This window comes from Haloferax sulfurifontis ATCC BAA-897 (assembly GCF_000337835.1).
GTDB classification, from domain to species: domain Archaea; phylum Halobacteriota; class Halobacteria; order Halobacteriales; family Haloferacaceae; genus Haloferax; species Haloferax denitrificans.
The window spans coordinates 112,778-127,070 of record NZ_AOLM01000022.1 but is presented as its reverse complement, the minus strand read 5'-3'; the positions used below and the strand labels follow the sequence as shown (position 1 = coordinate 127,070).

The 14,293-nt window shown below is 67.6% G+C and carries 16 protein-coding genes; 7 read left to right on the top strand and 9 right to left on the bottom strand.

Annotated elements, in window-relative coordinates; genetic code table 11:
* Window positions 1–293: 293 nt before the first annotated feature.
* The 5 genes from C441_RS13560 to eif1A form a co-directional block, all read right to left on the bottom strand.
* Window positions 294–707 carry a hypothetical protein gene (locus tag C441_RS13560; RefSeq protein ID WP_007275582.1) on the bottom strand — a complete coding sequence of 138 codons (414 nt, stop codon included), beginning with the start codon at window positions 705–707 and terminating at the stop codon, window positions 294–296.
* A 310-nt stretch (window positions 708–1,017) separates the two neighbouring features.
* Window positions 1,018–2,670 carry a thermosome subunit alpha gene (gene thsA / locus C441_RS13555; protein ID WP_007275581.1) on the bottom strand — a complete coding sequence of 551 codons (1,653 nt, stop codon included), beginning with the start codon at window positions 2,668–2,670 and terminating at the stop codon, window positions 1,018–1,020.
* A 248-nt stretch (window positions 2,671–2,918) separates the two neighbouring features.
* Window positions 2,919–3,461, bottom strand: coding sequence for a KH domain-containing protein (locus tag C441_RS13550; protein WP_007275580.1), 543 nt, complete (start codon window positions 3,459–3,461; stop codon window positions 2,919–2,921).
* Window positions 3,462–3,569: 108 nt separating this feature from the next.
* Window positions 3,570–4,433, bottom strand: a complete 864-nt coding sequence (gene rio1, locus C441_RS13545) for a serine/threonine-protein kinase Rio1 (RefSeq protein ID WP_007275579.1) — start codon at window positions 4,431–4,433, stop codon at window positions 3,570–3,572.
* Window positions 4,434–4,523: 90 nt separating this feature from the next.
* Window positions 4,524–4,814, bottom strand: coding sequence for a translation initiation factor eIF-1A (eif1A, locus tag C441_RS13540; protein ID WP_004045248.1), 291 nt, complete (start codon window positions 4,812–4,814; stop codon window positions 4,524–4,526).
* A 105-nt stretch (window positions 4,815–4,919) separates the two neighbouring features.
* Between eif1A and C441_RS13535 the strand changes: the two genes are divergently transcribed.
* Window positions 4,920–5,099 (top strand): DUF7470 family protein, encoded by a 180-nt coding sequence (locus tag C441_RS13535; protein ID WP_004045249.1) that lies wholly within the window; start codon window positions 4,920–4,922, stop codon window positions 5,097–5,099.
* Window positions 5,100–5,112: 13 nt separating this feature from the next.
* On the opposite strand, the gene C441_RS13530 is transcribed toward C441_RS13535, so the two are convergent.
* Entirely contained in the window at window positions 5,113–6,099 is a 987-nt protein-coding gene (locus C441_RS13530; RefSeq protein WP_007275578.1) for a tyrosine--tRNA ligase, read from the bottom strand.
* A 20-nt stretch (window positions 6,100–6,119) separates the two neighbouring features.
* On the opposite strand from C441_RS13530, the gene C441_RS13525 reads away from it, so the two are divergent.
* Window positions 6,120–6,497, top strand: a complete 378-nt coding sequence (locus C441_RS13525) for a hypothetical protein (RefSeq protein ID WP_007275577.1) — start codon at window positions 6,120–6,122, stop codon at window positions 6,495–6,497.
* Window positions 6,498–6,511: 14 nt separating this feature from the next.
* Here the strand turns inward: C441_RS13525 and C441_RS13520 are convergent, their stop codons facing one another.
* Window positions 6,512–8,512, bottom strand: coding sequence for a DUF460 domain-containing protein (locus C441_RS13520; RefSeq protein ID WP_007275576.1), 2,001 nt, complete (start codon window positions 8,510–8,512; stop codon window positions 6,512–6,514).
* Window positions 8,513–8,682: 170 nt separating this feature from the next.
* On the opposite strand from C441_RS13520, the gene C441_RS13515 reads away from it, so the two are divergent.
* Together C441_RS13515 and C441_RS13510 are read left to right on the top strand one after the other, a co-directional pair.
* Window positions 8,683–9,684 carry a prohibitin family protein gene (locus C441_RS13515; RefSeq protein WP_007275575.1) on the top strand — a complete coding sequence of 334 codons (1,002 nt, stop codon included), beginning with the start codon at window positions 8,683–8,685 and terminating at the stop codon, window positions 9,682–9,684.
* Between the two features lie 8 nt (window positions 9,685–9,692).
* Window positions 9,693–10,037, top strand: a complete 345-nt coding sequence (locus tag C441_RS13510) for a hypothetical protein (RefSeq protein WP_007275574.1) — start codon at window positions 9,693–9,695, stop codon at window positions 10,035–10,037.
* A 42-nt stretch (window positions 10,038–10,079) separates the two neighbouring features.
* Here C441_RS13510 and C441_RS13505 read toward each other — a convergent pair whose 3' ends face one another.
* Window positions 10,080–10,994, bottom strand: a complete 915-nt coding sequence (locus C441_RS13505) for a PhzF family phenazine biosynthesis protein (RefSeq protein ID WP_007275573.1) — start codon at window positions 10,992–10,994, stop codon at window positions 10,080–10,082.
* Window positions 10,995–11,043: 49 nt separating this feature from the next.
* Window positions 11,044–11,991, bottom strand: a complete 948-nt coding sequence (rnz, locus tag C441_RS13500) for a ribonuclease Z (RefSeq protein ID WP_193363602.1) — start codon at window positions 11,989–11,991, stop codon at window positions 11,044–11,046.
* 143 nt (window positions 11,992–12,134) lie between these two features.
* Between rnz and C441_RS13495 the strand changes: the two genes are divergently transcribed.
* From C441_RS13495 to C441_RS20140, 3 genes are all read left to right on the top strand, one after another.
* Complete coding sequence (locus tag C441_RS13495) at window positions 12,135–13,160, top strand: AAA family ATPase (protein ID WP_007275571.1); 1,026 nt, start codon at window positions 12,135–12,137, stop codon at window positions 13,158–13,160.
* Complete coding sequence (locus tag C441_RS13490; protein WP_007275570.1) at window positions 13,160–13,765, top strand: protein sorting system archaetidylserine decarboxylase; 606 nt, start codon at window positions 13,160–13,162, stop codon at window positions 13,763–13,765. Before C441_RS13495 ends, C441_RS13490 begins: the two co-directional genes overlap by 1 nt.
* Window positions 13,766–13,826: 61 nt before the next feature.
* Complete coding sequence (locus C441_RS20140) at window positions 13,827–14,249, top strand: hypothetical protein (RefSeq protein WP_007275569.1); 423 nt, start codon at window positions 13,827–13,829, stop codon at window positions 14,247–14,249.
* Window positions 14,250–14,293: the final 44 nt, after the last annotated feature.

Genomic DNA, 14,293 nt, shown 5'->3' with positions numbered 1-14,293 from the left:
GCCGAGCGGTAGCGAGGCGTGTCGGAACGCCACGCGCGGGATTCGAATCCCGTCGCAAACGCTTCGAGTTTGCTCAATCCCGTCGCGCTCTTTTGGTGCTGTGGCTCGCGCTCTTTTCGTTGCGGTTCTCAGACGACCGCCAACTCTCGCCCGCAGTCGGGGCACTCCTCGTCGACGATAGTCACCGGCGCGTCGCAGTCCGGACAGAACTCGCGGTAACACGCTCTCTCGCCCATGCCGCTAGCTCGTTCGGCGAGGGAGATGAACGTTGGGTGGCACTCTCGGCGCGCCCGTCACTCGTCGGCGACGTCTTTTCCCGGGTCGGCGAAGTTCGCGCCGAGTTCGGCACCGTAGCGCCGGGCGTAGACGCCGGGGACCGCGAGGAGGTCGCTCGGCGCGCCGGATTCGACGACGACGCCGCCGTCGGCGACGAGGACGCGGTCGGCGTCGCGGACGGCCGCCGCGCTGTCGGTCGCCACGACGAGCGGGGCGTCGGGCCGCCGCATCGCGGCGAAGGTGGCGCGGAGATTCGATGGGGAGGTGCTGTGCGGCGCGCGGATGAGCGGGGAAACACCGGGGTGGAGCGCGCTCGCGAGCGCCGCCGCCTCGGAAAGACGGGGCGCGACGACGGCCAGAAACGGCGGTCGACTCGCGGGCGTGGTCGCGTCCGAGTCGGCGTCGGACGCCGGGCTCTCGGGTGGGGACATACGATGTGTGATTCGATGTCACGGGAGATAAGTATGGAGCCGCACACCCGCGTTTCACGAACCGTACCGACCGTTTTACGATGATTTGTCAACTTCCGTTGCGAATCAGTTGTCGATATGCTCACCGTCTCGCGGCGTCAGATACCGGCGCGTCGCGGGCGCTCGATTAACGGCGTCCCAACCGGCGCGCGAGTGGTGAAAGCGGACGCTAACGGGCGTGAATCCGAAAAAAGTCGTGAATTCGGCCGAGCGATTCGAGTCGATGCGAAGTCAGGGTGTGTGTGAGTGGTGTAGGCCTATCTGGGGGTGCTCACATCGCACCGCCCATGCCGCCCATGCCGCCCATGCCACCCATGCCGCCGCCCATGCCGCCGGGCGCGCCGCCTTCGTCGTCGTCGCCGCCGGTCTGGCCACCGGAGAGGTCGCCAGCCGCGATGACGTCGTCGATGCGGAGAATCATGACTGCGGCTTCGGTCGCGGACTCGATAGCCTGGGTCTTGACGCGGAGGGGCTCCACGACGCCCTCCTGTTCCATGTCGATGACCTCGCCCGTGTAGGCGTCGAGGCCGGCGGCGAACTCGCCGCCGTCGTGGCGCGAGCGCAGGTCGACGAGGGAGTCGATGGGGTCGAGACCGGCGTTCTCGGCGAGGGTGCGCGGGATGATGTCCAGCGCCTCGGCGAACGCCTCGACGGCGAGCTGTTCGCGGCCGCCGACGGAGTCGGCGAACTCGCGGAGTTGCAGGGAGAGCTCCGTCTCGGGAGCGCCGCCGCCGGGGAGGACCTTTCCGTCTTCGAGCGTCGTGCGGACGACGCCGAGGGAGTCCTCGATGGCGCGCTCGAGCTCGTCGACGACGTGCTCCGTGCCGCCGCGGAGGATGAGCGTGACGGACTTCGCGTCCTCGACGTCCTCGACGAAGATGCGCTCGTCGCCGCCGACGTCCTTCTGTCCGACGGAGCCGGCGAAGCCGAGGTCGTCGGCCTCGATGTCGTCGAGACTGCTGACGACGCGGCCGCCCGTCGCGCGGGCGAGACGCTTGAGGTCGGAGGACTTGGCGCGGCGGACCGCGAGGATGCCCTCCTTGGCGAGGTAGTGCTGGGCCATGTCGTCGATGCCGTCACCGACGAAGACGGCGTCGGCGCCGACCTCGACGAGCTTGTCGACCATCTCTTTCAGCTGTTTTTCTTCCTGGTCGAGGAACTGCTGAAGCTGGTCGGGGTCCGTGACGTTGACTTCCGCGTCGATTTCGGTCTCGCGGACTTCCAGCGCGTCGTCGAGGATGGCGATGTTCGCGTCCTCGACGGCGTAGGGCATGTTCTCGTCGACGCGCTCTTTGTCGACGATGACGCCCTCGACGAGTTCGGAGTTGTCGATGGTGCCGCCGACGACCTTCTCGATGGAGACGTTGTCCGTGTCGATGCCGCCTTCGTCCTTGACGGCCAGCACGGCGTTGACGACGAGTTCGGCGAGCAGGTCCTTCGCGGACTCCGCGCCCTTCCCGGTCATCGCCGTCGCGGCGATCTTCTGGAGGGTCTCGCGGTCGTCCTCAGTGACCTCGATGGCGTTGTCTTCGAGGACTTCCTTGGCCTTCTCGGCGGCCTGGCGGTAGCCCTGCGCGACGGTCGTCGCGTGGACGTCCGATTCGAGGAGGTCCTCGGCCTGGTCGAGGAGTTCGCCGGCGATGATGACGGCCGTCGTCGTGCCGTCTCCGACCTCGTCCTCCTGGGTCTCGGAGACTTCGACGATCATGTTGGCCGCGGGGTGGTCGATGTCCATCTCCTTGAGGATGGTGACGCCGTCGTTCGTGACGACGACCTGCCCGCCGGAGTCGACGAGCATCTTGTCCATCCCCTTGGGGCCGAGCGTCGTGCGTACGGCCTCTGCGACGGCCTTCCCGGCCGTGATGTTCATCGACTGCGCATCCTGTCCGGATGTGCGCTGAGAGTCCTCGCCCAGAATGATCATGGGCTGACCCTGTTGCATTCGCTGGCTCATAGTCATCGCCTGATTGTTTGTGATTCTATAAAAAAGCTTCGTTTATTGGTATGGCAAAACGCAACACGGTGGGGTGGTCGTTCCCCGGCGACGGCGGTCGATTTTGCGGGTTTATCCCCGGTTTCCGGCGGGTCGCCTCGCCAGTCTCGGAGCGGGTGCGGTGAAAAGACGATGCGGGCGAGTGCCGTGTCGGCGGTGGACTCGTCGGCGGTGGCGTCTCAGTCGTTCTGCCGGACGTTGAAGCCCTGGGTCAGTTCGTTGTGCTTCCGTTCGAGGAAGGAGTACACCGCGCCGTGGGGCGCGCCGTCGAGAATCATCTCGACGGCACGGCGGACGGCCTCGACCTCCTCGGGCTTGCCGATGATGCCGAGCGTCGAGCCGTAGATGACCACCTCGGCACCCGTCAGCTCCTCCATGAGTTCGCGGGTGCGGCCGTTCTCGCCGATGAGGCGGCCCTTCTGCCGCCGCATGTCGTTTTTGTTTCGGGTGTGCCGGTCGATATCGATGAGTTCGAACATCATCATGTCGTCGTCGAGGAGCGCCATCGCGTCCTCCGGGGCGAAGCCGCGGCCGACCGCTCGGACCACGTCGGGAGCGACCATGCCGAGTACGGGGTCGCCGACGCTGTCGATGGCGACGCTTCCGTTCTCCGAGTCCACGTCGAGTCGGACTTCCGCGCGACTCTCTATCTCTCGGAGCGTCGAGCCACCTTCGCCGATGAGAACACCGATACGGTCCTGCGGCACCTTGACGTGCTGCATATCACCCGATACCCGTCGGAGTGGTTTAAGCGTTCGCTCGACGACTCGCCGCGTGTCTCGGTCGCACACCCGCCTTGCGCCGGGTTCGCGTTTCTCCCCGGTTCCGGCTCAGTCTTTGTCCTCGTCTTCCTCGGCCGTGACGAACTCGTACAGCGAGTCGCCGTCGGCGTCGGCCCCCTGCCGCCGGAAGAAGTTGGCCACGTTGCGGCAGTCCCGCCGGAGGAACTCCTCGGCGTTGGGGTGGTGGACCGTGACGGCCTGTCCGAGGTCGATGACGACGAGTTCGCCGTCGTGGATGATGAGGTTGTACTCCGAGAGGTCGCCGTGGACGAGGCCGGCGCGGTGGAGTCGGCGCATGTACTCGCGGACGACCTCGTAGGCGGTCTGTGGGTTCTCGACGCGCACTTCCGAGAGCCGTCGCGCCCGGTCGTCGACGACGCCGACGAGTTCCATCACGAGGACGTTCCGCTGGACCGCGATGGGCTTCGGCACGCGAACGCCGGCGCGCTGGGCGCGTTCGAGGTTGGCGTACTCCTTTCTGACCCACGCGCGGACGACCTGCCCCTTGTCGTGGCCGATGTTCTCGAAGCGCGGGTCGCCTTCGAGGTAGTCGCGCATGTGCCGGAAGTCGGAGGCGTTGATGCGGTATATCTTGACCGCCACGTCGGTGTCGTCCTCGCCGAGCGCCTCGAAGACGTTGGCCTCCTTTCCGGTCGAAATCGGGCCGCCGAACGCGTCGATGTACCCGTCTTGGACGAGTTTGTAGATGGCGGCGAAGGTCGCGTCGTCGAACACCGACTGCTCGACTTTGAACTGGTCGGCGTCCTTCAACCGCATCCGGAACTCGTCGAAGTCGCGGTCCTTGCGGCGCGCGATGCGGTCCGCCTCGTCGTCGGAGACGTCTATCTCCTCCCACTCGTCGCCGAACGCCTCGCCCTCCTGGGGTTCGACCATGCCGAACTCGTCAGTCATTGGACTAGGGCTACGAGAGGCGAGATGAAAAGGGCACAGGCTCTGCGTTCGGTGTCGGTCGGGGAACAATCAGGCGCGGTCTCGAACGCGTTACTGGATGTGTCCTTCGCGCCGGAGCTGGTCGGCCTCGGACTTCTCGTAGCGCCAGGACACGTCGGCCTTCTCGTCCTGCCAGTCCCACGGTTCGACGAGCACCACGTCGTCCTCTCGAATCCAGATACGCTTTTGCATCCGTCCGGGAATGCGAGCGGTCCGCTCGACGCCGTCGGCACAGCGGACGCGAATACGATTGGCCCCGAGCATGTTCGTCACGACGGCGAACACTTCGTCGTCGTTCGGCATTCGAAGGTCTCGGCGGCTCTCGTTCTCGTCGTCGCTCATGCGCGAGCGTTCGACGTGGGCATGGTTAAATCCGCCGACGTTCGGCCGGTAGGAAGCGTCCGACGGAACGACGCGTTTAGGGCGGTCCCGAAACGCCGTCGTGATATGCTCGACAAACTCGGTACGAAAGGCATCGCCGGCGTCGTCTCTCTGCTCTTGGGTATCGGTATCGTCGCCTCTCAGGCCCCCGTCGTCGCGGCGGGCCTCGCGTTCGTCGTCGCCGGTCTCGGCCTCGTCGCCGGCGGCCTCGCCGAGGGCGTCATGAAGATGTTCGGGATGGCCTGAGAAAGCGTCGCGGTTACTCCGCTATCTTCGCGCGACCCGGTTCGATGAGTTCGTCGAGGTAGTCGGCGAGCGCGCCCTTCGCGTCGGCCGGGTGGAGTTCGCCGGATTCGAGGTCGGCCTCCAGCGTCTCGTAGTCGTCGTATTCGAGGTTCCCGCCGTACTGCTCGGGGCGCTCGACGACGACGCGCTCGAAGCGCGGGAAGACGTGGTACTCGAAAATCTGGAGGACGGGGTTCTCGCGTTCCTCGCCCTCGTCGGTCGGGTCGGGGTCGGCCGTCGGCGGGCAGAACGCGCCGTTGACCTTGTCTTCGATGTCCTCGGTGGTGTCCTCCATCGAGATGGTGACGCCGGCCGAGGAGGACATCTTGCCGATGCCCGTCCCGAGGTCCGCGATGAGCGGCGTGTGCATGCAGGTCGGCGACTCCTCGCCGATGCTCGGGAGCGTGTCGCGGGCGAGCATGTGGACCTTGCGCTGTTCCATCCCGCCGATGGCGAGGTCAACGTCGAGGTAGACGATGTCGAGCGCCTGCATAATCGGGTAGACCGCCTGCGCGACGGTGACGCCGTCGCCGCTTTTGATTTCGGCCATGGCGCGCTCGGCGCGCGAGAGCGTCGTCTCCAGTTCGAGCGCGTGCAGGTCGAGGACGTAGCTCTCGTCGAGCTGGTACTCCGAGCCGAGGACGAACTCCGTCTGGCTCTCGTCGAGGCCGTAGGCGATGAACTGCGCTTTCATCCGCTCGGCCGTCTCGCGAATCTCCTCGAAAGTGCCCTTGCCGTTGAGGTAGGCGTGTACGTCCGCGAGGAGCACGACTACCTCGAAGCCCGCCGCTTGGAGGTCGATGAGCTTGTTGGCGGTGAGCATGTGACCGATGTGGAGGACGCCGGAGGGCTCGTAGCCCACGTACGCTCGCTTGCCCTCGGGGTCGTCGGCCAGCGCGCGCACTTCGTCCTCCGTGACCACTTCGGAGGCGTTCCGAGTGATCAGGTCGTATGCGTCCATATCTGTTCGGTGTCGGGGACGTGGGATATGACTTCTGGAAGGCGTTCGCGGGCGAAACGGACAACACCCACCGGTCCCAACTCCGGGTGATGTCCGACTCAGGAACCACGACGCGTGCGCCCGCCGTCATCTTCGCCGCGCTCATCCTCGTCGTCTTCGGCCTGCTCGCGGTCATGTGGGCGTCGGTCCGCGGCGGCGACCTCCTCCCGTACATCCTCGGCTTCGCCGTCTACTTCCTCGCCGTTCACGTCTACCTGCCGTACCGGGTCCACAAAGACGCGACGCTCAAGGGGCGAAACGCGACGTTCTGGGCCGTGCTCGCCTTCCTGGTCCCGCTCGTCGGGGCGGCACTGTACTTCGTGGTGGCCGTCGTCGTCGGCGGCGACGCGACCGACTGACCGACTCGTCGACGCTAGCCGCGCCGGTTCTCGGCGCGGTGTTCGGAGATTATCTGGTCGACCATCTCTTTTTGCTGTTCTTTCTGTCGTTCTTCCGCCCGCGACTCCCAATCCGCGATGGCGGATTCGACCTCGGACTCCTTCGCCACGGCGAGTTCGTCTATCTCCTGAATCGTCACGCCGTCGGCGGGCGCGACCGGCACGTCGGCCTCGAACAGCACCTCGTCCGCGACCTCCGAGAGGTTGCCCGACCGGAGGACGACCTTGGGGTCGAACTCGGCGAGGCGCTCGGCGGTCGTCCGCCCGGCTCCGCTGGCGTCGCGGAGGTAGACCACGTCGCCGGCGGCGATGCCGTACTCCTCGACGGTGTGGTCGAGCGCGCCGTTCGTGAACTGCTCGACGATTTTGACCGGCACCAAACTGCCGTCGGTGTTCACGTCCGCGAAGTTCGAGTGGTCGAGCTTCCACAGCGACTTCAGCTGGTCGAGCTTGTCGGCGAGCTCCGCCTTGTCGGATTCGAGCGATTCGACTTTCCGCTCTAACCGGCCGTTCTCGCGTTCGAGCCGGGTGACCTCGCGGCGCTCGCGGGCCTCGCGGCGCTCCTCGCGGCGGGCGTCGGAGAGCTCCCCTTTGTACTCCTCGATGGTCTCGTCTTTCTCCTCGATTGTCGATTTCAGGTCCTCGACGTGCGATTCGAGTCGCTCGACCCGCGACCGCAACTCCCGAATCTCGCGTTCTTCGGGCGTGAGCTCGGGCTCCTCGTGAGTCTCCTCGTCGGCGTCGTCGCCGCCGTCGTCGCCGTCGTCGGCCATCTCGCGGAGAACGGCCTCGACCGACTCCTCGCTGGCGAGGACGCGGGCGATGACCTCCTCTCTGTCCACGTCGGCGGGGACCTTCCGGGAGATGCGCTCGAACTGGTCTTCGTGGTCGTCGAACGCGAACAGCGCCGCGGCGAGGGCGTCGCGCTCGTGGTCGTTGTCGTAGTCGACCTCGCGGGTCCGGTGGAGCTTTTCGTCGACGGGGATGTCGCTCGGCGGGGCCCAGCCGGCGGCGTCGAAGCTCCGCCGGAACTTCTCGACCGTCTCGGGCATCGGCTGGACGTCGGCGGCGACGAGGCTGGGTCGCCCGCGCTCGATGAGCCACTCGATGACGGCGGCGGTGTCGGCGGTCCGCGTCGAGTGCACGTCGAGGACGCGCCCGTCGAAGCCGACGACGGCGACGGCGGTGGTCGTGCCGGGGTCGATGCCGACGATGACGCGGTCGCGGCGCTTCACGAGGGGTTCGAACTCGATGCCGTCGCGGCGCTCGCGCTCGATTTCGACCCGGGTGTCGCCCGAGCGGTGGGTGGACACGGGGATGTCCTCCGGCCGCGCCTCGACGGTGAAAAGCGCCTGCGAGTAGCCGCCGTACTTCTCGGTCACGTCCCGCTCGTAGTCGAGGTTGGCCTCCTTCAGCGCGGACTCGACCTCGCGGGACTGCTGTTTGACCGACCCGTGGATTCGGCGCGTGTAGCGGTCCTGACTCCACCCGCCCTTGCCGGTCGAGCGGCCGCGGGAGACCTTCACGGTCGTCGTGTTCTCGAAGGCGGCGACCTCGTAGCCGACGTTGGCGAGGGCGAGTCGCGCCGCGGCCTCGGCCTCCTTCATCGGCTCTTTGCCGTAGGGGACGCCGTGGCGAGAGGCGACCCGCGACAGCGGTTCCGGTCGCTCCGCGCCGGTCACTTGCACCAACTGCGTCCCGTGGGGGAGCCACCGCAGGAAGCGGACTAAATCGTCCTTGTCGGTCGCCAACTCGTACATGTTGTCCGTGGCGACGACGCGCGGTTCGTCGCGCTCGATGAGCCGGCGTAACTTGCGGAAGGAGACCACGTCTCGTTCGATTCGGACCTCGTCTGACTCGGTGTCTCGGGTGTCCAACACGACCAGCGCGTACGACGGCGAGTCGCCGCGGATATCGCCGCTCTGGATGTCGACGCCGAAGACGACCGAGTCGAGCGCACTCGTCCGGTCGTTCACGACGGCGACTAGGGCCGCGCCGGATATATACTCCACGCCGGTCGCGGGTGTCGACTCGGTCGGGTGTCGCGTTTGCGCGACTCGGCCGCCGAGTGGGCGTCGCCGGCGACAGTCGCCGCGACCCCGCTTGACACGAAACAAACAAGTCTCGGCTATTTGAAATCAAGGTGATGAGTTCTGACATCCCCGACCCGCCGTCGGTGACCTCCGGGTCGCTGACGCGCATCGCCCTCGTCGGTGTCGTCGCCCTCCTCCTTATCGCCGCCCCAATCGCCGGGCTCCTCGCGTGGGAACCCGTCGAAGAGGGGAACGTCAAGGTCGTCAAGAAGTGGGGCGCGACCACCGGCACCGTCTTCGAACCCGGCGCGCACTTCGTCAACCCCGTCTCGCAGTCGACCTCGTCGCTGTCGGTGCGACCGCAGTCGTACACCATGTCGTCGTCGACGAGCGAAGGCGACAGGCGCGGCGACGACGCCATCACGGTCCTGACCGAAGACGGCCTCCGGACGGACATCGACGTGACCGTCCGCTACCGCATCGACGCCGGGCAGGCCGTCGAGTTCTACCGCAACTACCGGACGCTCGAAACCGCCGAAGAGCGCCTGATTCGGCCGTCGATTCGGTCGGTGCTCCGGACCGAGGCCGGTCGACTGCCCGTCACGGTCATCTATACCGGCGAGGGCCAGACCCAGCTGAAGGCCGCCGCCGAGCGGGAACTCGCCGAGGAGTTCGCCGACGACGGCCTCATCCTCGAAGCGGTGCAGGTCCGCAACGTCGAACTCCCCGCCGAGTACGCGCAGGCGGTCGAACAGAAGGAAATCACCGAACAGCGCCGCCAGCAGAAGCAGGACGAACTCGCCGTCGAGGAGCTGGAGGCCGAGCGCAAGCGCATCGAGGCGCAGGGGCAGGCCGACGCCAACCGCATCCTCGCGGAGTCGCTGTCCGACGAGGTGCTGGCCCAGAAGTACATCGAGAAGCTCGACGAGACGGACACCGTCTACATCCCGGTCGGCGACGGCGGCTACCCGCAGTTCGTCCGGTCGCTGGATAGCGACGGTTCGTCGTCGTCGGACTCGTCCTCGTCGTCCACCGACTCGTCGTCGGACGCTCGCTCGGCGTCGTCCAGTTCGTCGGGGTCGTCGTCCGGCTCCGAAAACGAGACGAGCACCTGACGCCGTCGATGCGGCTCCTCCGTGAACTGGCCGTCGCGGTCACGTTACTCGTCATCGTCGGCGTCCTCGCGCGCTCCGGCGTCGGTCGGTTCGTCCTGCCGGTCGTCGGCCTCGTCGTCGCCGCGGCGCTCGCGGCGCTCCTGTCCAAACGCCCGGCGTATCCGCGGACGGCGGTCGGCCCGCGGACGAGAATCGTCGAGTCGGCCGTCGAGGCCGCGGACGCCGCCTGCGTCGAGTGCGGGTCGCCCGCGACGACGCGCCGGCGCTACGTCCGCGAGTGGGTCGTCCTCGGGGTTCCCGTCGTCCTCCTCGACGACGGCGAGAACCCGGTCTGCGACGCCCACCGCGACTGACCCGATCTCGCTTTTTGGCTCGACGGCCCGCTCAGCGGCCGCTCAGACGAGTCTCCCCGTCGAGACGAACTCGACGCGCCCCCCGACGCGGACCGTCACCTCGTCGCCCCGGTCTTCGGCTTCGAGGTGGAGGTGCGACGGTCGGCCCATCTCGTAGCCCTGTTCGACCGTGACCTCGATTTCCTCGTCGCCGAAGTAGCGATGGCGGGCGAGATAGCCGGCGAAACAGCCGTTCGCGCTCCCGGTCGCGGGGTCCTCGGCGACGCCGTGGCCCGGGGCGTACATCCGCGCCGCGAAGTCGTTCGCGTCGTCGCGGGGGTCCGGGCAGAACAGAAAGAGGTTCTCGACGCCCACGTCGTCGAAGAACGAACGGTACGCGGGGGTGAACACCTCGCTCCGGGCGAGCGCGTCGCGGTCGCGGAGCGGCACCATCACCGCCGGGAGGCCGGTCGAGACCACTTGTATCGGCCAGTCGCCGTCGAAGTCGGCGAGGTCGAGCGACAGCACCTCGGCGAGCGTCTCGGGGTCGAGTTCTTCGCCGAACGCCGGCGCGTTCTGCGTCATCCAGTACTGCTCGCCGTCGGGCGTTCCGTCGTCGCCGTCGTCGCCGTCTGCGTCCGAGTTCCCGTCCCGGACCTCGACCGAAATCGGACCGACGCCGAGGTTCAGCGTCACCTCGTCGCCGGCGTCGAAGTGCTCGCGGAGGACGGCGGCCGTCCCGAGCGTCGGGTGTCCGGCGAACGGAATCTCGCCGTCCGGCGTGAAGATGCGAACGTCGTAGCCGTCGTCGGGCGACCCGCCCTCGATGAACGTCGTCTCCGAGTAGTTCGTCTCGTTGGCGAGCGCGGCCATCTGGTCGGAACTGAGCGCGTCCGCGTCCTCGAAGACGGCGAGTTGGTTGCCGGCGTACTTCGCCGTGGCGAACACGTCGACGGTGTGGAAGGCGTTCTGCGGCACACCCGTTGGTGCGAACGGGCGGGAGAAAAGCGTACCGCGGCCCCTCGGACTACTCGCCGGTCTCGGCCCCGCCGCCGTCGCTGTCGGCGTACGGGACCTCCAGTTTCTGGCCGTCTTCGGCGACGAACGCCTCGCCGTCGTACACCTCGCGGGCCTGTTCGAGAAGCGGGCTCGGGTCGGCGGCGTACCGGGCGGAGATATGCGTCAGCGCGAAGCGTCGAACGTCTGCGTCGCGGGCGACGCGGGCGGCCTCGCGCGCGGTCGAGTGCGCGGTCTGTTTCGCCCGCTCGGCCTCCTCGTCGGTGAACGTCGCGTCGTGGACGAGCAGGTCGGCGTCGCGGGCGACCTCGACGGTCGAGTCGAGCGGGCGGGTGTCGCCGGTGTAGACGACGGTGCGGCCGGGACGGGGGTCGCCGACGACCTGCTCGGAGCGCACGACGGCCCCGTCTTCGAGTTCGACGTCCTCGCCGGCGTGGAGGCGGCCGAACGCCGGGCCGACGGGGACGCCGAGTTCCTCGGCCTTCTCGCGGTCGAACCGGCCGGGGCGGTCGTCTTCGACGAGTGCGTAGCCGACGGAGGCGGTCCGGTGTTCGGTGTCGAACGCGCGGACCTCGTAGTCGTCGGCGCGGTAGGCGACGTTTCCGGGGCGGACCTCGTGGACGGAGACGTGAAAGCCGGGCTGGTAGCCGCCGGCGTGGACGAGTTTTTCGAGGTGGCGCTTGCTCCCCGGCGGGCCGTGGATGGCCAGCGAGGCCTCGCGGTCGTTGAAGTCGAGCGTCTGAATCAGGCCGGGAATGCCGAGGATGTGGTCGCCGTGGAGGTGGGTGACGAACAGGTGGCTGACGCCGAACCCGGTCCCGTAGCGCATCATCTGGCGTTGGGTGCCCTCCCCGCAATCGAACAACAGGCGCTCGCCGTCGCGGTTCACGAGGAACGCGCTCGGCGCACGCGCCGTGGTGGGGACGGCCCCGCCGGTCCCGAGGAAGGTCGCGCGCATGGACATGCACCACAATGATAGCGGCTGGACTAAACGTGCGTCGAATCGGTCGCGGCCTCGGCGCTCGCCCCCACAGGGAAGCCGAGTCCGCCCGACGCCCCGGACCGACCGATTCTTACCCGACCGTCTGCTACCGGAGTCCAATGGACGCGCCGCTGTGGACCGAGACGCACGCGCCGGGGCTCGACGACCTCCCACAGCCGGAGGTCCGCGACCGCCTCCGACGCGCCGTGGACGAACCGATGAACCTCGTCGTGCAGGGCCCGCCGGGCGTCGGCAAGACCGCCGCCGTCCGCGCGCTGGCTCACGAGGCGCACGCGGACCCCGAAAACGACCTCATCGAACTCAACGTCGCGGACTTCTTCAACCGGACGAAAAAGCAGATTCGCGCCGACCCGCGGTTCGAGCAGTTCCTCGACGGGCGCAGTCGCATGGCGAAACGCGACATGATTAACCGCGTGCTGAAGGAGTCCGCCAGCTACGCCCCCATGTCGGGCGAGTACAAGACCATCGTCCTCGACAACGCCGAGTCCATCCGCGAGGACTTCCAGCAGGCGCTCCGCCGCGTGATGGAACAGCACCACCGGACCACGCAGTTCGTCATCACCACGCGCCAGCCCTCGAAGCTCATCCCGCCGATTCGCTCGCGGTGTTTTCCCGTCCCCATGCCCGCACCCGACGACGCGGCGCTCGAATCTCTCCTCGCCGACATCCTCGACGCTGAGGGCGTCGACTACGACGCCGGCGGCCTCCAGTTCCTCACCGACGCCTCCAACGGGAACGTCCGGAAGGCCATCCTCTCGGCCCAGCGGACGGCCACCGAGGCCGACGAGGTCACCATGTCGACGGTCCACGCGGCCCTCGGCGACGTGGGCTTCGACGACGAGCTGAAGACGCTCCTCATCAACGCCCGCGAGGGCGACATCAAGGACGCCCGCAAGACCCTCACGACGCTCCTCGACGACGAGGGCTACGAGGGACAGGAGCTCCTCCGCGACGTCCTCCGCGTCGCCGACTCGACCCCCGAGCGCTTCGCCGGCGGCGAACTCGCCCGCCTGCACGAACTCGCCGGACAGGTCGACCTCGACATCTCGACGGGCATCGACGACCGACTGCACCTCACTCACCTCCTCACGAGTTGGGGCGCAGAGGTCCGCGGCGAGGCATAATGCAGTTCGCACCCGGCTACCGGCGGTTCGCGCTTCCCGCCTTCCTCGGCGCGGCGGTCGCGGCGGTCGTCTTCCCGCCCCTCGGAGCCGCGCTCCTCGCGGTCGGCGCGTTCGTCCTCTGGTTCTTCCGCGACCCCGAGCGCTCGCCACCGGACGAATCGGGGGTCGTCGCCCCCGCCGACGGGCGCGTCTCAGTGATTCGCGTCGAGGACGGCCGCGTCCGCGTGGGCGTGTTCATGAACGTCACCGACGTGCACGTCAACCGCGCGCCCGTCTCCGGTTCGGTCCGAACCGTCACCCACCGCCCCGGCGCGCACAAGCCGGCGTTCTCGAAGGACTCCGACCGCAACGAGCGCGTCGATATCGAACTCGACACCGACGCGGGCGACCACGAAGTGTCGCTCATCGCCGGCGCGTTCGCCCGCCGGATTCACTCGTACGTCGCCCCCGGCGACGAACTCGTCCGCGGCCAGAAGCTCGGCCACATCGACTTCGGCTCCCGGGCGGACGTGCTGTTGCCGCCGGAATACGGCTCCGACGACGTGGTCGTCGAGAAAGGCGAGTCGGTGCGGGCGGGCGAGACGGTGCTGGCTCGGCGGGAGTGATGCATCAACGTCTCCCGCCAGAATGGCAAATAATTAACACATAGGGCGCGTTGCGGGCGTCATGTCCTCCGCAGTCCACGAACCGTCCCAGCCCTCCGCACGGACGCCGTCGCCGTGGTGGTACGGCGTCGCCCTGTTCCCGATTTCGGTCCTCCTCGGCGTCCTCATGTTTCTGGGCGGATGGGGAATCGTGCCCACCGGTCGATTCGCGTCCGAGGCGATGATGCTCAGTTTCTTTGCCATCGTGATTATCGTGGACCTCATCGGCCTCCTCGTCGGTCTCTTGGTCACGGTTTCACTCGGTATCGACCTGTACGCGGTGCGGCAGTCGGCCGTGTCGTGGCGACCGAGTTGGCTCTGGGTCGCCGCGGGGCTGATTCACTTCGTCGGCGGTGTGTTCTCGCCTCTCTTTGTCGTCTCGGTGCCGCTTCTGTCGTACTACCTGTACCGGCGTGGGAAGCGAGTTGGTGCTCCGAGTTTCTGAGTCCGACGGTTCTCGCACCTCGACGTTCACGAGACCGGACGTCA